This is a genomic window from Erwinia aphidicola, from assembly GCF_014773485.1.
Classification (GTDB): domain Bacteria; phylum Pseudomonadota; class Gammaproteobacteria; order Enterobacterales; family Enterobacteriaceae; genus Erwinia; species Erwinia aphidicola.
The window spans coordinates 224735-242216 of sequence record NZ_JACXBP010000001.1; the positions used below are offsets into that span (position 1 = coordinate 224735).

General features: G+C 55.4%; 17 protein-coding genes. 5 read left to right on the forward strand and 12 right to left on the reverse strand.

Features of this window, described 5'->3' with window-relative positions; translation table 11 throughout:
• The first annotated feature begins 265 nt into the window (after positions 1–265).
• The 3 genes from mdoG to ID864_RS01035 all read left to right on the forward strand — a co-directional run bounded on the left by mdoG (position 266) and on the right by ID864_RS01035 (position 4739).
• Complete coding sequence (gene mdoG, locus ID864_RS01025) at positions 266–1801, forward strand: glucans biosynthesis protein MdoG (RefSeq protein ID WP_191149469.1); 1536 nt, start codon at positions 266–268, stop codon at positions 1799–1801.
• Positions 1794–4352: a glucans biosynthesis glucosyltransferase MdoH gene (gene mdoH, locus ID864_RS01030; RefSeq protein WP_048916435.1), complete on the forward strand. Its 2559-nt coding sequence runs from the start codon at positions 1794–1796 to the stop codon at positions 4350–4352. The genes mdoG and mdoH overlap by 8 nt, the downstream gene beginning before the upstream one ends.
• 144 nt (positions 4353–4496) lie before the next feature.
• The gene (locus ID864_RS01035) at positions 4497–4739 is read left to right on the forward strand and encodes a YceK/YidQ family lipoprotein (protein ID WP_048916434.1); all 243 of its coding nucleotides are present in this window, start codon (positions 4497–4499) and stop codon (positions 4737–4739) included.
• Here ID864_RS01035 and ID864_RS01040 read toward each other — a convergent pair.
• The 4 genes from ID864_RS01040 to ID864_RS01055 form a co-directional block, all read right to left on the reverse strand.
• On the reverse strand, positions 4730–5131 hold the full coding sequence (locus ID864_RS01040; RefSeq protein ID WP_048916433.1) for a MysB family protein: 402 nt from the start codon (positions 5129–5131) through the stop codon (positions 4730–4732). The genes ID864_RS01035 and ID864_RS01040 overlap by 10 nt on opposite strands.
• A 117-nt stretch (positions 5132–5248) precedes the next feature.
• On the reverse strand, positions 5249–5485 hold the full coding sequence (locus ID864_RS01045) for a helix-turn-helix transcriptional regulator (RefSeq protein WP_048916432.1): 237 nt from the start codon (positions 5483–5485) through the stop codon (positions 5249–5251).
• 168 nt (positions 5486–5653) lie between these two features.
• Positions 5654–6916, reverse strand: coding sequence for a multidrug efflux MFS transporter MdtG (gene mdtG / locus ID864_RS01050; protein ID WP_048916431.1), 1263 nt, complete (start codon positions 6914–6916; stop codon positions 5654–5656).
• A gap of 155 nt (positions 6917–7071) precedes the next feature.
• A complete protein-coding gene (locus tag ID864_RS01055) occupies positions 7072–7992 on the reverse strand; it encodes a Kdo(2)-lipid IV(A) acyltransferase (RefSeq protein WP_048916430.1) in 921 nt (306 codons plus the stop codon).
• 294 nt (positions 7993–8286) lie between these two features.
• On the opposite strand from ID864_RS01055, the gene trhO reads away from it, so the two are divergent.
• Positions 8287–9333, forward strand: a complete 1047-nt coding sequence (trhO, locus tag ID864_RS01060) for an oxygen-dependent tRNA uridine(34) hydroxylase TrhO (protein ID WP_048916429.1) — start codon at positions 8287–8289, stop codon at positions 9331–9333.
• A gap of 41 nt (positions 9334–9374) precedes the next feature.
• On the opposite strand, the gene ID864_RS01065 is transcribed toward trhO, so the two are convergent.
• Together ID864_RS01065 and ID864_RS01070 are read right to left on the reverse strand one after the other, a co-directional pair.
• Positions 9375–9950 carry a YceI family protein gene (locus tag ID864_RS01065; protein ID WP_048916441.1) on the reverse strand — a complete coding sequence of 192 codons (576 nt, stop codon included), beginning with the start codon at positions 9948–9950 and terminating at the stop codon, positions 9375–9377.
• 20 nt (positions 9951–9970) lie between these two features.
• Entirely contained in the window at positions 9971–10525 is a 555-nt protein-coding gene (locus ID864_RS01070) for a cytochrome b (RefSeq protein ID WP_048916428.1), read from the reverse strand.
• A gap of 605 nt (positions 10526–11130) precedes the next feature.
• Between ID864_RS01070 and proP the strand changes: the two genes are divergently transcribed.
• A complete protein-coding gene (gene proP, locus ID864_RS01075) occupies positions 11131–12627 on the forward strand; it encodes a glycine betaine/L-proline transporter ProP (protein ID WP_062818134.1) in 1497 nt (498 codons plus the stop codon).
• 78 nt (positions 12628–12705) lie between these two features.
• Here proP and solA read toward each other — a convergent pair whose 3' ends face one another.
• From solA to ID864_RS01105, 6 genes are all read right to left on the reverse strand, one after another.
• Complete coding sequence (solA, locus tag ID864_RS01080) at positions 12706–13821, reverse strand: N-methyl-L-tryptophan oxidase (protein ID WP_048916426.1); 1116 nt, start codon at positions 13819–13821, stop codon at positions 12706–12708.
• Between the two features lie 105 nt (positions 13822–13926).
• Positions 13927–14181: a biofilm formation regulator BssS gene (gene bssS / locus ID864_RS01085; RefSeq protein ID WP_048916424.1), complete on the reverse strand. Its 255-nt coding sequence runs from the start codon at positions 14179–14181 to the stop codon at positions 13927–13929.
• Between the two features lie 334 nt (positions 14182–14515).
• The gene (locus tag ID864_RS01090) at positions 14516–14791 is read right to left on the reverse strand and encodes a hypothetical protein (protein WP_048916423.1); all 276 of its coding nucleotides are present in this window, start codon (positions 14789–14791) and stop codon (positions 14516–14518) included.
• A gap of 145 nt (positions 14792–14936) precedes the next feature.
• Positions 14937–15182, reverse strand: coding sequence for a DNA damage-inducible protein I (gene dinI / locus ID864_RS01095; protein ID WP_048916422.1), 246 nt, complete (start codon positions 15180–15182; stop codon positions 14937–14939).
• A gap of 504 nt (positions 15183–15686) precedes the next feature.
• The gene (gene pyrC, locus ID864_RS01100; protein WP_048916421.1) at positions 15687–16739 is read right to left on the reverse strand and encodes a dihydroorotase; all 1053 of its coding nucleotides are present in this window, start codon (positions 16737–16739) and stop codon (positions 15687–15689) included.
• A 138-nt stretch (positions 16740–16877) separates the two neighbouring features.
• Positions 16878–17441: a lipoprotein gene (locus ID864_RS01105; RefSeq protein WP_048916420.1), complete on the reverse strand. Its 564-nt coding sequence runs from the start codon at positions 17439–17441 to the stop codon at positions 16878–16880.
• Between the last annotated feature and the right edge of the window lie 41 nt (positions 17442–17482).

The following is a 17482-nucleotide window of genomic DNA, read 5'->3' on the forward strand; positions in this document are numbered from 1 at the left end:
CCGATATTCAACATGTTAATGTCCTGATTCACCCTGAACCAGACTAAAGTTTAGCGCTTACTTTAATAGTTGAAACCCGGGTATACTATCAGCCAAATCTGTTTCCGTTAACCGCTTGAGAATAGGGCGCTTAACACGATCGGATTCATGGAACAAAAACGTGGTCAGGCTGTCGGAATGCTGGATTATCCTTTAAGATGGATGCAATTGATTTAAGCACCCGAAAGGGGGGGAAGTGCGGAATAAAATGAACAATAAACCAGAACTGATGAAATTGCGCTGGCTTGGCGCAGCAGTTTTGCTTTCAATGTATGCCAACACCAGTTGGGCGTTTAACATTGATGATGTGGCAAAACAGGCGCAGGAGTTAGCCGGGAAAGGCTTCGAAGCGCCTAAGAGTAACCTGCCATCACAGCTGCGTGATATGAAATATGCTGACTATCAGCAGATCCAGTTCAATCACGATAAAGCGTACTGGAGCAATCTTAAGACCCCTTTCAAACTTGAGTTCTACCATCAGGGAATGTATTTCGATACCCCGGTGAAACTCAATGAAGTCACGGCGACCAGCGTGCGTGAGATCAAGTACTCCCCGGACTATTTCAACTTCGGCAACGTTAAGCACGACCCTGATACCGTCAAAAACCTCGGGTTTGCTGGCTTCAAGGTGCTTTACCCGCTGAACAGTAAAGATAAGAAAGACGAAATCACCAGCTTCCTCGGCGCGAGCTACTTCCGCGTTATCGGTGCCGGTCAGGTTTACGGTCTCTCTGCCCGCGGCCTGGCCATTGATACTGCGCTGCCGTCCGGGGAAGAGTTCCCGCGCTTTAAGCAGTTCTGGATTGAACGGCCTAAACCCCAGGATAAACATCTGGTCATTTATGCGCTGCTGGATTCACCACGTGCGACCGGTGCTTACCGTTTCCTGATCACCCCGGGTAAAGACAGCACGGTCGACGTGCAGTCTAAGGTTTACCTGCGTGACAAAGTGGGCAAGCTGGGCGTGGCCCCACTGACCAGCATGTACCTGTTTGGCGCCAACCAGCCATCGCCAGTGCCAAACTATCGTCCGGCGCTGCATGATTCTAACGGTCTGTCGATTCACGCCGGAAACGGTGAGTGGATCTGGCGTCCGCTGAACAATCCAAAACACCTGGCTGTCAGCACCTTCACCGTGGAAAACCCACGTGGTTTCGGTCTGCTGCAGCGGGGGCGCGATTTCGATAAATATCAGGATCTCGACGATCGCTACGATATGCGTCCAAGCGGCTGGATTGAGCCGAAAGGCGACTGGGGTAAAGGCCGCGTAGAGCTGGTTGAGATCCCAACGTCCGACGAGACCAACGATAACATCGTGGCGTTCTGGACCCCGGAAAGTCTGCCAGAGCCAGGAAAAGTGATGAACTTCTCCTACCGCCTGCACTTCACGCGTGACGAAAGCGCGCTGCATTCACCGGAAACGGCGTATGTGAAAAGCACCCTGCGTTCAACCGGTGATGTGAAGCAGTCGAACCTGGTGCGTCAGCCTGATGGCACCGTGGCATTTATCGTCGACTTCGTTGGCCCGGAAATGAGCAAGCTGCCGCAAAACACCCCAGTGACCTCTCAGGTCAGCATCGGTAACAACGGTGAGCTGGTGGAAAACAGCGTGCGCTATAACCCGGTCACCAAAGGCTGGCGTCTGGTGCTGCGCGTGCGCGTAAAAGACAACAAACAGCCGACGGAAATGCGTGCTGCACTGGTTAACGGTGACAAAACGCTGACTGAAACCTGGAGCAATCAGCTGCCTGCCAATGAATAAGTCTACCGTAATACCCGATGAGTATATCGACGCGCTGCCCCTCTCCGCCGAGCGGAAAGGGGAGCTGCGCTCGGCACTGCCGCCTGAATCTGACGACGCCTTTGGCCAGCTGCATCACCTGCTGGCCGAAGAGGGTCCGGTTGAAACGCGTGCCGATGACGCGCCGCAGGAGTCGGTAAAAACACGCGTCGAACAGAGCTGGCCGGATTCCGTTGATGACGGCAAGCAGTTCGACAAAGATGCGCTGGACCGCACCACGCTGAAAGCGATGCCGAAGCATACCCGCTCTTCCATGTACCCGGAAGAGTGGCGTACCAACCCGGTGGCGCGCGCGTGGGATTCCGTGCGTGGCCGTAAAACCACCCCGCGTTTTGCCAGCCGCGAAGAGCAGAAAAGTGAAGATAAGTGGCGCCATGTTGGCTCCATCCGCCGTTATATTCTGCTGTTCCTCTCTGTTTTCCAGACGGTTGTCGCCACCTGGTATATGAAGACCATTCTGCCTTACCAGGGCTGGGCGCTGATCGACCCAATGGAGATGATCAACCAGAACTGGCAGCAGTCGGTGCTGCAGATCCTGCCTTACGTGCTGCAGACCGGGATCCTGTTCCTGTTTGCCGTGTTGTTCCTGTGGGTCTCCGCCGGTTTCTGGACCGCGCTGATGGGCTTCCTGCAGCTGTTGATCGGTAAGGATAAGTACAGCATCTCCTACCTGACCAACGGTGACGAGCCGATCAACCCGGATCACCGCACCGCGCTGATCATGCCGATCTGTAATGAAGACGTTGAGCGCGTGTTCGCCGGCCTGCGTGCGACCTGGGAATCCGTGGTGCGTACCGGTGAGCAGGACAATTATGACGTCTACATCCTCAGCGACAGTTACAACCCTGATATCTGCATGGCCGAGCAAAAGGCGTGGATGGAGCTGGTACGTGATGTCGGCGGGGAAGGGCGCATTTTCTACCGCCGCCGCCGCCGTCGCGTAAAACGTAAATCCGGTAACATCGATGACTTCTGCCGCCGCTGGGGTAGCCAGTACAGCTACATGGTGGTGCTGGATGCGGATAGCGTTATGAGCGGCGAGTGTCTCAACGGGCTGGTGCGTATGATGGAAGCGAACCCGAAAGCGGGTATCATCCAGTCTTCGCCGAAAGCATCCGGGATGGATACGCTGTATGCTCGCTGCCAGCAGTTTGCTACCCGCGTTTACGGCCCGCTGTTTACCGCTGGTCTGCACTTCTGGCAGCTGGGCGAGTCGCACTACTGGGGCCATAACGCCATTATCCGCGTTAAGCCGTTCATTGAGCACTGTGCGCTGGCACCGCTGCCGGGTGAAGGCTCATTCGCCGGTTCAATCCTGTCGCATGACTTTGTGGAAGCTGCACTGATGCGTCGTGCGGGCTGGGGCGTGTGGATCGCTTACGATCTGCCGGGTTCTTATGAAGAGCTGCCGCCAAACCTGCTGGATGAACTGAAGCGTGACCGTCGCTGGTGCCACGGTAACCTGATGAACTTCCGTCTGTTCCTGGTAAAAGGCATGCACCCGGTGCACCGTGCAGTGTTCCTGACCGGCGTGATGTCTTACCTGTCTGCTCCACTGTGGTTTATGTTCCTGGCGCTGTCGACCGCGCTGCAGGTGGTGCATACGCTGATGGAGCCGCAGTACTTCCTGCAGCCGCGCCAATTGTTCCCGGTGTGGCCGCAGTGGCGCCCTGAACTGGCGATAGCGCTGTTCTCAACCACCTTAGTGCTGCTGTTCCTGCCGAAGCTGCTGAGCATCGTGCTGGTGTGGTGCAAAGGGGCGAAGCCTTACGGCGGAGCGCTGCGCGTGCTGGCCTCCCTGTTCCTGGAGATGCTGTTCTCGGTGCTGCTGGCGCCGGTGCGCATGCTGTTCCACACCGTATTCGTGGTCAGCGCGTTTCTTGGCTGGGAAGTGGTGTGGAACTCGCCACAGCGTGATGATGATGCCACACCGTGGAGCGAAGCGTTCAAACGCCACGGCTCGCAGATGCTGTTGGGCCTGGTGTGGGCGGGCGGTATGGGCTGGCTGGACCTGAACTTCCTGTGGTGGCTGTCGCCAATCGTGTTCTCGCTGATCCTGTCGCCGTTTGTCTCGGTGTGGTCAAGCCGTCGCACGCTGGGTCAGGCTTCGAAACGCGGCAAACTGTTCCTGATCCCGGAAGAGTACGATCCGCCGAAGGAGCTGCTGGATACCGACCGTTACGTTGAGCTGAATCGTGAACGTGCGCTGGAGAATGGCTTTATGCACGCCATGTTCCATCCGTCGTTCAACGCACTGGCCAGCGCAATGGCGACCTCGCGTCACCTGAACAGCGATATTCTCGACTATGCCCGCGACCGCCGCATTGAGCAGGCGCTCAGCGAGTCACCCTCTAAACTGGATCGCGATCAGCGCCTGGCGCTGTTCAGTGACCCGGTGACGCTGGCGCGTATGCACTACCGCCTGTGGCAGAATGCGGATAAGTACCACGACTGGTTAGATTATTACCATTCGCTGGAACTGAACCCGAAGGCGCTGAATAACGCCAACTAGTTTGCGGGGCGGGCATGCCGCCCCCGACGACGCGATAAGCCGGAACTCAGGTTCCGGCTTTTTTTTACGTTTAATTTGCAGTTGCCGCTCTGGTCAAAACTGGACCAGACTGTAGAATAGTGCGTTTTTTACTCTGGGGCAGCGATGGTGACAATGATAGTGCGGGGATTAGCGGTGGGGCTGTGCGTGCTGGTGCTGAGCGGCTGCGGCAGTATTATCAGCAGAGCCGTGCCCGGACAGGGGCACGGCAATCAATACTACCCCGGCGTACAGTGGGATATTCGCGACAAGCCGTGGCGTTTTCTCGCCATTATTGACCTGCCGCTGTCGCTGGTGGTCGACACATTACTGCTGCCGGTTGATGCCAGCCACGGGCCTTACGAGTAATTATTGTCGGCGTCGGTGTTATCGTCTTCCCACTCTCCCGCTGCCGCGTCGGCCTCTTCGCTGCCGGCAGGCGGTTCCAGCTGGAATTCGCCCTCATCCCACTCGTACAGCGTCTTCTCCGGCAGCCACTCCTGACGCAGTTCAACCTCATCGAAATCATCTTCAAAGATGGCCTGCGCCGCATCTCCACTGCGGAAGGCCAGTAGCTCTCCTTCATCACTGTCATCGGTGAGAAACTCCGCCTGCCACATAATATCCCCATCCTGCATCACAAACTTCTGCAGATTGAACTGATTAACAGAGGCTTCACCCTCGTCCAGCTCCGGGTTATCAGCAAGGTACTCTTCACGTGCCATCTCAATCGCTTCTTCCAGCGTGGCATACATGCTCATGGCATCTCCTCAGGTCAAAAATGACTAAAGAGTAATTGTTGTCGCTATGGGCAAAGATGCAAGGCGGGGGAGGAGAAATATTTTCATGGTGATTTATTGTACGGGTATTGCCAGGGTTTATCCCTGAACCCCCATCCACTGCTTCAGCTTTGCCACCGAGGCAGGGGCCTGATAAACCAATCCACGCCCATCTTTGAGCGCACGCAATAAGCCGCGAGATGCCAGTGTCTTCAGGCGACTTCTGGCGGTGTTATCCGAGAGTGACAGACGCTGGCTGACGCCGGCGGCGCTCAGCAGAGAGCCGGGAGCGTTTAGCGCGAGTGCCAGAATATCCTGCGCGGTTTTATCCAGCATGAAGATATTTACTGTCGCTGGCGCTATGCTGCGCCAGTAGTGCAATAAGCTCCTCAGCGCTAAGTTCAGCCTCAGCCACTGAGGGCGGCGTTTTGATTCTCATCTCAGACAATCTCAAAAAGGCTATTATTTGAGATTACTTGAGATGAGCCGCCACCGCAATTCCCCTTACTCTGCTTCAGATAGCGGGCGCTGTTCTTCTTCCCGCACCACCATTCTTGCGGTTCGTTTTCTCAGCGTGTACCAGGTGTACCCCACGTTGAACAGCACGATGCAGGCGGTGACCAGAAACACCGCACGGAAACCGTAATGGGCCGACACCGCGGCGCCCATCAACGGGCCACTGACGTTACCGATGTCGCGGAAAGACTGGTTATAGCTGAAGATGCGCCCGGCGACCTGATTGCTGGCGTTGTAGATCAGCAGCGACTGCACCGCTGGCAGTAGTGCACCGTCGGCGGCGCCGAGCAGAAAGCGCAGGATCCCCAGCTGCCACGCATTCTGCACAAAAGCCATCGGGATCAGTAGCACGACTGAAATCAGCAGCATGGCAACGAGGATTCGCTCCGGGCCGATGCGATCCCCCAGCCTGCCAAGGCGTGGCGCACTCATCAGCGCCGCCACGCCAGGCACCGAGGCAATCATACCGCTAATAAAGGCCAGATTCGCCACGTTGCCCGCCAGCTCGCGCACGTACAGCGTCAGAATGGGGGCAATCGAACCGGTAGCGACCTGGATTATCAGCGTGGTGACGAACAGTGCCAGTACCAGCCGGGGATTTTTCAGCGAGGTGAACACCTGGCGGGCGTGCAGCAGATCTTTTTTCTGCACCGCGGTGAAGCTCTCACGGATGCAGAACAGGGTCATCAGGAAGCAGGAGAACAGCACCGCCGCAGTAATATAGAACACCGGGCGCAGGCCAAAGCTGTCGGCCAGCAGGCCGCCGATTAGCGGGCCGATCAGCGCGCCGCTGACCGCCCCGGTTGACAGCCAGCCCATCGCCCAGCCGGTTTTATTACGCGGCACCTGGGTGGCGATCAGCGCATTGGCGTTGGGCACAAACCCCCCGAGCAGGCCGAGCAGTGCACGCAGCGCCAGAAACTGCCAGACGGAAGTGGCCATACCCATCAGCATCATCACAATTGCCATGCCCAGGGCGGAGCGCAGCAGCATGATTTTGCGGCCTTTACGGTCGGCAAGTCCGCCCCAGAAAGGGGATGCAATAGCAGAGAACAGGAAAGTGATACTAAAAACCAGCCCGGACCAGATGTTCAGCGCCTGGGGATCGGTAATGCCCAGCTGCTCGACATACAGTGGCAGAAAGGGCATAACCAGGCTGAAACCGGCGCCGGTGAGGAAACATCCCACCCAGGCGACAAAGAGATTTCTCTGCCAGTTGATGACAGTTGAGGGCGTATCGGCCGTAGACATAGCGTGTGCAGTAACCTTAGAAGTTAACGTCGCAAATTAACCATTAGCTGGCTAAGTATGCGCCATTAAATGCTCACTGCCTAGCCACTGCAGAAATAAATGAAAAACGGTTTCAAATAGTGGAACAGGCCGGATAACCGGCCTGTGGAGAGGGGTCAGTAAAGGGAAGGTTGACCTTCCGGGCGGGTCTTAAAGCGGCGATGCAGCCACATATACTGATCTGGCGCCATCAGTACGCCGTGCTCGACCACGCGGTTCATCGCGGCGGCTGTGGCGACTTCATTGTCCAGTGGGATATCCTGAACTTCCGGCAAGATCACCATCTCATAGCCTTTACCCGACGGCAGGCGGCGTGGCACAAAAGGGATCACTGCCGGGTTGCCGCTGCGGATCAGCAGGTAGCTGCCTTTAGTGGTTGCCGCCTGGTCAACGCCGAAAAACGGTACAAATACGCTGCTGCGCGGACCGTAGTCGTGATCCGGAGCGTACCAGATAATATCGCCGTTTTTCAGGGCGCGGATCATGCCTTTCAGATCCTTGCGGTCCAGCATGCTTTTATTGGAACGCATACGGCCCCAGGTTTGCAGCCAGTCAATCAGCGCGTTGTCGTTGGGGCGGTAAACGCCAATACCCGGGTTGTGGATGCCGAAAATACGCGCGCCCAGTTCCAGGGTTAAAAAGTGCATGCCAATCAGCAATACGCCTTTACCGTCGGCAGCCGCTTTGCTGATGTGCTCCAGGCCGCTGACGCTGAACCATTTTTTGATGCGCCAGTCAGGCCAGAACCATGCCATGCCGGTTTCTATCAGGCCCATGCCGAGCGATTCGAAGTTGCGTGTTACCAGAGCTTCACGCTCGGCGGCAGGCATCTGCGGGAAACAGACTTCCAGGTTGCGCCGGGCAACCTCCACACGGCGCTTCAGTAGGTGCATTGACAGCCGACCCAGCCCGCAACCAATGTAGCGGAGCAGGGGGTAGGGCAGCATCACCAGCAGGTAAAGCAGGGCAATACCCAACCAGGTAAACCAATAACGGGGATGCAGCAATGCGCGACGAAATTGAGGCAGCTGAGTCATGATTTTCCAGATCGCAAAAAAAGGGGGAACATTATAGTGCCCGTTTAAAATGAGTTATGGCCTATTGTGCCATTTTATTCGCATCAGATGAAATAAGCGCCTGTTCAGATTAGGTTTTCACGGGCAGGTAGGTCAGGTGTGCTGCTAATAGCATAGTCATAATGCGCATATTGCGCATCGCTTTTTGCGCCGACTGCTGCTATTTACAGCGTTCATGCACGACAAACCCCGGGTCTCTCAGGTATGATAGCGCCGCAAAATTTTCCCTCTCTTTAGAATTCAGGAACGTACACCATGCCAGTGTTACATAACCTTGTTTCCAATGAAGAGCTGAAGGCACGCATGCTGGCCGAAACCGAACCGCGTACCACAGTCTCTTTTTATAAATACTTCACTATTGACGATCCGCGTGCGTTTCGCGACGCGCTCTACGTTACCCTCACCAAACTAAACGTGTTTGGCCGCGTTTACGTCGCCGCTGAGGGAATTAACGCGCAGGTCAGCGTTCCCGCCAGCCAGTACGAGCAGATGAAAGCCGCGCTGTACGCTTTCCACCCGGCGCTGAATAACCTGCGCATGAACATCGCGCTGGATGATGACGGTAAATCTTTCTGGGTACTGCGTCTGAAAGTACGTGAGCGCATTGTGGCTGACGGCATTACCGACGACAGCTTTGATGCCAGCGATGTCGGCGCCTATCTGAAAGCGGCGGAAGTGAACGCCATGCTGGACGATCCGCAAGCGGTGTTTGTCGATATGCGTAACCACTATGAGTATGAAGTGGGCCATTTTGAAAACGCGCTGGAGATCCCGGCGGATACTTTCCGCGACCAGCTGCCGATGGCAGTTGATATGCTGCAGCAGGATAAAGACAAAAAAATCGTCATGTACTGCACCGGGGGGATCCGCTGTGAGAAAGCCAGCGCCTGGATGCGTCATAACGGTTATGAGAATGTCTACCACATCGAAGGCGGAATTATTGAGTATGCCCGCCGCGCGCGCGAGCAGGGCTTACCGGTGCGCTTTAAAGGCAAAAACTTTGTCTTCGATGAGCGAATGGGCGAGCGGATTTCAGACGATGTGATTGCCAACTGCCACCAGTGCGGAGCGCCCTGTGACACCCATGTAAACTGCCTGAATGACGGCTGCCATCTGCTGTTCATCCAGTGCCCGAGCTGCGCCGAGAAGTTTCATAACTGCTGCAGCCCGCTCTGTATGGAAGAGCTGGCACTGCCGCCGGAAGAGCAGCGTGCGCGTCGTGCGGGCCGTGAAAACGGCAATAAGATTTTCAACAAGTCGCGCGGCCTGTTGAGCACCACCATGCATATTCCTGAAGAGTAACAGGCTGAACTCACCGGGCGCAGGCCCGGTGAGTGTGATGGCTACTGGCGCACGCCTTCCACCGAGATCATCAGCTCCACCTGCTGCGATGCCGGGCCCAAATCCTTCTCAATGTTGAACTCTTTCAGCGCGATAGTTCCCGTCGCTTCAAAGCCAGCACGGTAGCCACCCCACGGATCTTTACCTTCCCCGGTCAGTTTTGCCGCCAGTTTTACCGGTTTAGTCACGCCGTTCAGCGTCAGGTCACCGTCTACGATCAGGCCATCGCCCTGTTTACTGACCTTGGTGGAAACAAACGTTGCCTGGGGGAACTTCCCGGCATTGAGGAAATCAGCGCTGCGCAGGTGCTTGTCACGCTCGGCGTGGTTAGTGTCGACGCTGCCGGTATTGATAGTCACGTTAACTTTGTCTTTGCCAGGGTCGGCCTGATCAAAGGTAAAGCTGCCGTCGAAATCTTTAAACGTGCCGTAAAGCCAGCTGTAGCCCAGGTGCTTGATGCGGAACTGCACGAAAGCATGCTGCCCCTCTTTATCAATTTTGTAGTCGGCTGCGGCGGCTGTCCCCGCCGTCATCAGCAGGGCGGCGGTAGTGATGGCCAGAATACTTTTTTTCAACATGGTGTTCTCCATTCCAGAGGTTAATGGATGCGGCGGCCCAGCATCCTTTTCAAGGTAATATCACGATCGATAAAGTGGTGTTTTAGCGCGGCCAGGGCGTGCAGCCCGGAGAGGATCACCACGCTCCACGCCAGCCAAAGATGGACTTCCCCCGCCAGATCCGCCTGCTCGCCCAGCCCGGAAAACAGCGCAGGAACCGGCAGGATACCGAAGACATTGATCGGTTTACCCTCTGCGGTAGAGATCAGATAACCGGTAATCAGAATGGCGAACAGCACGCCGTACAGCAGCAGATGCGCGGTAATCGCGCTATAGCGTACTAGCGGGGAATAGCTGCTGAGCGGTTTCGGCGGCGGCGAAACAAAGCGCCACACCACGCGTACAATCATTACCGCGAACAGCGTGATGCCGATGCTTTTGTGCAGTTCGGGAGCTTTGTGATACCAGGTATCATAATAACCGAGGGTGACCATCCACAGTCCGAGGGCAAACATTCCGTAGACCGCAGCCGCGACCAGCCAGTGCAGGGTGATGCTCAGTGAGCCATATTTTGCAGCGCTATTTTTTAACGGCATCCAGGGTTCCGCCAATAAGAATTTTAAGTCAGACTGACGGCGACAAGGGTGAAAATCAACAAATAAATTAACTGATTACTAAATTAAATCTCATAATGAAATATTTTGAATAAAATAATGGCTTATCACCAGTAAATCAGAAAGCGGGTGGCCTGATATGGCTCTGCGCTCGAGTTTGTGGAGAAGCTTTGCCATGGTGAGGGCAGGATCATGTTCTGTATTTTTGTCTTTAATTTCAATAAATGTCATTTTTTTGTCACGTTATGTCAATAATACCTGCTGTGTAATAGTTATTTTGCTTAATGAATAGGGCGGGCGTGGTAGCCGCCGGGGGCCGCCTGCCAGTGGACTCTATTAACCAGGACAGAGAGGGTGGCGAATACGGCAGGTTTGCTCGCCAATGGCAGCGATTAGTGTGGTTAACTTGAAAAATCACCGAATCTTGTATAGATTAAATTTGTGTAAGCAACGGCAGTCTAAGATTTACCGTTCATTACCATCCGCATTTTCGCTGCGTTATAGCTTTCTTCCCCTCTGTTATTCCCCACTATTTTTCAGGCGACGAAAGCTATAAGGCTGCTCACTCACTACAACAGGGAGCTGCTATGAGCAATACATCTGAAGGGCAACAGCCGCAGAAGAAGCATTTCTGGAACAAGAACAAAAGCGCGAAGAAGGAGCTGAGCGTCGATGATATTACTATCGTCGATAAAGACATGCTCAAGCGTGCGGTCGGCGCGGCCGCGCTGGGTAACGCCATGGAGTGGTTCGACTTCGGGGTTTACAGCTACCTGGCTGTGACTATCGGTAAAGTTTTCTTCCCCGGCGGCAGCCCGGCAGCGCAGCTGCTGGCGACCTTTGGGGCATTTGCCGCCGCCTTCCTGGTTCGCCCGGTGGGTGGACTGGTGTTTGGCCCACTTGGCGACCGCATCGGACGCCAGAAGGTGCTGGCGATTACCATGATCATGATGTCGATCGGCACCTTCTGTATCGGGATTATTCCTGGCTATCACTCCATCGGGATTATGGCGCCAGTGCTGCTGCTGGCAGCGCGTCTGCTGCAGGGGTTCTCCACCGGCGGTGAATACGGCGGTGCAGCCACGTTTATTGCTGAGTATTCAACCGATGAGCGCCGCGGTTTTATGGGCAGCTGGCTGGAGTTCGGCACGCTCGGCGGCTATCTGCTAGGGGCGGGGCTGGTAACGGGCCTGACGGCGGCGATGCCGGAACAGGTCCTGCTTGACTGGGGCTGGCGTATTCCGTTCTTTATCGCGGCGCCGCTCGGCCTGTTTGGCCTCTATATTCGACTGAAGCTGGAAGAGACCCCGGCATTCCAGAAGCATATGGAAAAGCAGGAAGCGCTGGAGCACAGCAAACCGCGCCTAGGGTTGTGGCAGATGCTGAAGAAGTACCGAGCCTCAATGCTGAAATGTATTGGTCTGGTGCTGCTGTTTAACGTCTCCAACTATATGCTGACCTCGTATATGCCAAGCTACCTGACCGGGATCCTGGGTCTGAGCGAGCTGAGCAGCCTGCTGCTGATTCTGGTGGTGATGTTTGTCATGATGCCGCTGACCCTGTTCTGGGGCCACTGGAATGACCGTTTGGGCCGTCGTCCGGTGATCTGGGCCGGTGCCATCGGCCTGATCGTTATGGCAGTGCCGTGTATGATGCTGATTGGTACGGGCAACCTGTGGCTGGTGTTCCTGGGGCTGATTATTCTCGGGGTGATCCACACCTGCTTCAGCGGCTCAATGCCGGCGACATTACCGGCGCTGTTTGCCACCGATATTCGCTACAGCGCGCTGGCAATCGGCTTTAACCTGTCGGTTTCACTGTTCGGCGGCACCACGCCGCTGGTGACCACCTGGCTGGTGGAGAGCACCGGCAATCTGCTAATGCCGGCTTATTATCTGATGGGGGCGGGCGTTATCGGGGTGATTACGGTGTTCACGCTGCGTGAAACGGCGCGTAAGCCGCTGCGCGGCTCTGCACCCTCGGTCGGTAGCCGTGCCGAAGCACACCGCCTGGTCAATAAGCTGCGTCTGCGTCGTAAGAAAGAAGACGATGCCGCCAAAGCCGAAACGCTGACCAACAAATAACGGGCACTGACTGCCATTTAAAAAGGCTCACAGTTGAACTGTGAGCCTTTTTTTATTGTTTAACGTTGCTGACGAACGTCAGGCGAAGCGCGATAAAGAGAACGGGGTTAAGTCGAACTCGCTGCTTTTACCCTGAGCAAACTGTGCGGCGATTTCACCCAGCACGCTGGCGAATTTAAACCCGTGCCCGCTCAGGCCGGTAATGATCATGCGATCGGTTTCACCAGGGAAGCGGTCGATAATAAAGTCTTCATCCGGTGAGTTATCGTAGGTACAGGCTTCACCGCGCAGGCAGACGCCGACCCCGGGTAAGAACTGACGCAGGAAGCCAAACAGTTCGTTGCCGTCCGCCGCCACGCTACCAAACGGCTTGCGGCCTGCCGGGGAGTCGATCGGCTGTCCGCCTTCATGCTTTCCGATTTTAATGGCGTTATTATCCGCCGGGAAGCCGTAATAGTGGGTGCCGTCCGGCATCTGCGCGGTAAATGCCGGGAATGTGTTGTTCTCGCTGTAGCGGCCGTCAGCCTGATGCCAGGCAAAGACCTTGCGCACCGGCGCGACCGGCAGAGCAGGGTAGAGCGTTTTCACCCAGGTGCCGGCACTCAGCAGCAGCTTGCGCCCCTGGTAAATCCCGTCTGCCGTGGTGACGGTTTGCAGGCCGTCCAGCGTGTCGATCTGGCTGACCGGGCAGTTAAACAGCTGCGCGCAGCCGGCTTCTTTCGCCAGACGGATCCAGCTTTTAATCGCCACTTCGGATTTCAGATAGCCGGAGCCGGGTTCAAAAACGCCGATATAGCCCTGCGGCACGCTGATTTGCGGCCAGCGCTGCACGATCTCGTCGCTGTTGAGGATCTGCACTTCAAGCTGGTACTGCTGCGCGCTTTGCATCACGTTCTGAATAAATTCGGACTCCTGCGGCGCGAAGTTGAGCACGCCGCTGCGCTGCATGATGCGTTCACCGCTCTGCTGCTCCAGCTCATCCCACAGCTGCTGGGCACGCAGCACCATCGGTACGTAGCGCGCACCTTCACCGTAAGCGTGACGAATTAAGCGGCTTTCACCATGATGGCTGCCTTCGCGGTGCGGCGGATGGTGACCGTCGATCATCAGTACCTTCAGGCCGGCCTGGGTGGCATACCATCCGGCGGCAGCCCCTACGGAACCACTGCCGACCACAATTAAATCGTAAACCATTTGCAGCACTCTTTTTTTTCAGGAGAGGGCAGCAGAATAGCAAATTATTGCGGGCATGAAAAAGGCACCCTGCTGTGGGTGCCCTTAGGCGAAACGTTGAGCGAATTAGTGCTTCTTGTAATCACGATCCTGGTAATCGGTCGCTTCAATCTTGGCAATGCCAGCTTCGAGAATGGAGATAAATTGTCTGGCAACATCAGTGGTCAGCCAGTAAGTCTGGCCTACATCGGCATCTTCGGCTTGCTGCTGATTAGAAGAGAGCGAATGCAGACGGATCATCATGGCATCATAGCTGTCTACAGTACTGATATCCCATCCGATGAGGGGATGTGTCTGGATGACTTCTTTACTTCTGTCCATTAAAACCCCCTATAACTCGTGAATAATGACGATACCGGTCATACTTCAAGCTGCAGGTGCCTTGGCTTCTCTGGCTCACCCGAATCACTGACTGATGCAGGCTCATCGGGATTTGCTCATTTTCCGCCTTACTGCAACTCGAATTATTTAGGGTAACCAAGTGATTTTTCGAGGTTCAATGCGGCTTTTTTTCCATGGAGCAATGTCATTATAACAGCAATTCTCTCTTTCGCAGGATTAAATTTTAGCCTGGGTCAATATCGGATGTTATTGGCACGCTTATTAAGCCGGGAGCCTGGTAAATAATCAACGTTAAGAGTAAAAGAAGGATTATTCAGGGCTGACTATCAGATTCTACTGATGGTGAACCCAAACGTTTTTCCAGCTCCAGCGCCAGCCGAATGAAATGCTGCTGTAGCTGTTCATCACGATTCTGGTTTTGCCCTTCAAGGCGTAAGCTGTGGATTAACAGCTGGTTAGCTTTGTCATCAAGGCAAAATGACAGCGTAGAAAACGCATTTTCTAATACGGTCAGGCGGCGCTGTTGCTCGGCGATCATTGCCAGCAGCTCACCAAATGTCATTGCCTCTTCTGGATTATCGGCAGCCATGAAAAAAACCTCAGTAATTAATCACCGCCTCAGAATAGGTTATTCTGCCTGCGCCGTCTATCGGTGTTGCGGGGTAATAATTGGGCATAAAAAAGCCGGATAGCGTATCCGGCAAAAACGGCACAAGCGGTCGAAAGCGCAGCGCTTAATCGGTAATAAACCAGTCGTCGGCGCTTTCCCAGGTTTCCTGCAATATATCGGTGATGCGATCTTTGGCTTCTTTACCACCGCCCATCACCGTCAGGTTATTGGCGCTGGCGTAGCGTACCGAAATGGTATTGCTGCCATCCGGAAAATGCTGATCGATTCGTTTGCTAAGCTCCTGCGTTAGCGCGTCAATCGCGCCCGCAGGCAGGGAAGTGGTTTTTGCTACAGTGACTTCAATACGCATGATAGCCTCCGGTTGAATTACTGTAAATATATACAGTAATACCGGCGTAAGCAAATATTATTACTGGAGCAGTGAAATGCCGGGGACGCCCGCTGAGGGATCGCCATAAACATCGATCTGAATATCATCGCGGGATGACAGGCGTCAGGTTCCATGAGGGAGGACTGCTTTCCGCACCGGCATGAATACATCCCTGTAGCCTGGCTCACGGCCATCCCTGGCCGTGGGCCTGCTGCAATCAGCCCTCCCTCCTGCCACCCAAAGCCTCAGCGTCGCGGTTTAGAACCCACAGCGAGCACGATGATAGTGGGGGATGAGCTTGGCCTGAGGTAAGCCGGACGTCACGCGGCAGGGATGCCGCGTGCCGAGGCCCGCAGGGAGCGTCTTTTGCCGTTCCGGCGTGCTCAGGCTGAGCTCAGACCGGTTAGCGGACGATTAGCGATAGCAGTCATTTCAGGGGGGCCCCAGAGGACGACCGCTTTTCTGGTCGTCCCGCTGGACAGGTTAACTCTCGACGCGCCAGTTCAGCGTCTCGCCGGCCAGGAACGGCACCAGCGTATGGCCATCGTTACCGACCTGTACGCTTTCCGGCACGGTCCACGGCTGGCGCACCAGCTTGAGGGTGCCTTCATTCAGCGGCAGTCCGTAGAAGTTAGGGCCATTTTCGGAGCAGAAGGCGGCAAAATGCGCCAGCGCGCCGATCTCTTCAAACACCGTGGCATAAGCGCTCAGCATAGACGGGGCGTTGAACACGCCGGCACAGCCACAGCTGGTCTCTTTACGGTCGCGGGTATGAGGTGCGGTATCAGTACCGAGGAAAAAGCGTGAGTGCCCGCTGGCAACCGCCTCGCGCAGCGCCTGCTGATGGATGTTGCGCTTAAGGATTGGCAGGCAGTAAAGATGCGGGCGAATGCCGCCAACCAGCATATGGTTGCGGTTGAACATCAGGTGCTGAGGGGTAATGGTGGCCGCAAGAAAACGATTGCCTTCCAGCACATAAGCAGCGGCTTCTTTGGTGGTGATGTGCTCGCACACCACCTTCAGCTCCGGGAACTGCTGGCGTAGCGGGTCAAGCACGCTTTCAATGAAACGCGCCTCACGGTCAAAGATATCGATATGGGCATCGGTCACCTCGCCGTGGATCAGCAGCGGCATACCGATCTTCTGCATGCGTTCCAGCACCGGAGCAATCGCCGCGATACTGGTAACGCCATGCGCGGAGTTGGTAGTGGCATGCGCCGGGTAGAGTTTCGCCGCGGTAAACACCCCTTCATGAAAGCCCGTTTCGATTTCGTTCGGATCCAGGCCGTCGGTCAGGTAGCAGGTCATCAGCGGCGTAAAGGCGTGCGCGGCCGGAACGGCAGCCATGATGCGCTCGCGGTAGGCGCGGGCAGCGGCAACGCTGGTCACCGGCGGAACGAGGTTAGGCATCACAATGGCGCGGCCACAGACCTCACTGGTAAACGGCACCACGGCCTCCAGCATCTCACCATCGCGCAGATGGATATGCCAGTCATCAGGGCGGCGAATAATCAATTCTTGAGGTTGTGCGGTCATGCGATCTGCTCCGGCAAAGGGGTGGAATAGCTGTTTTTAGCCGGGTATAAAGATTAATGATAAAGCGCGGTGAATGCACCTGCTTTATACGCAGGCGGAAAAAAAACGCTGCGCGCAAGCCGCAGCGTTATCAGACGATCAGTCAGTAAATGGGATAATCAGCTCGCCCGGCTTCACTTCAAGCCCTTTGGCGAAGCGTTTGGCCAGCGACTCGGCCTTACTGCGGTCGGTACTCAGCACGTAAGCGGGTTTCTGGTTGAAGTAACTTTTCAGCGACTCATTAAGATATGGCGTCAGGGTTTTCAGCACGCCCTGCATTTTTTCCGGCTGCACTTGCACATCCACCAGCTCCATATCTTTCAGATAGATAGCCCCTTCCTGCTGGTTAAACACCGGCTGTGCTTTCATTGTCAGCTTCATATCCGCTTTTTGCGGGCCAAACAGGGAAGTGATATTCACTTTGGCATTGCCGATCAGCGTGACTTTATTCGGCTCCTCGCGGCCAATCTGGCTGCTGAGGTCGGTCAGGGTGATATGGGCATCGGCCAGCCCGGCCACGCCAATCTGCTTCTCATAATTGTTGTGTTTCGCCAGCGCCTGATTAATTTCCTGCTCGCTGATGCTGTATTGGGCAATCTGATTACAGCCGGTGACTAAGCCTGCTAATAGCAGCGCACCAAGACCAAAAAGTGTCTTCTTCATGTTATTCCTCTGTTTTATTCACCGGTCGACCCTACCGGGCA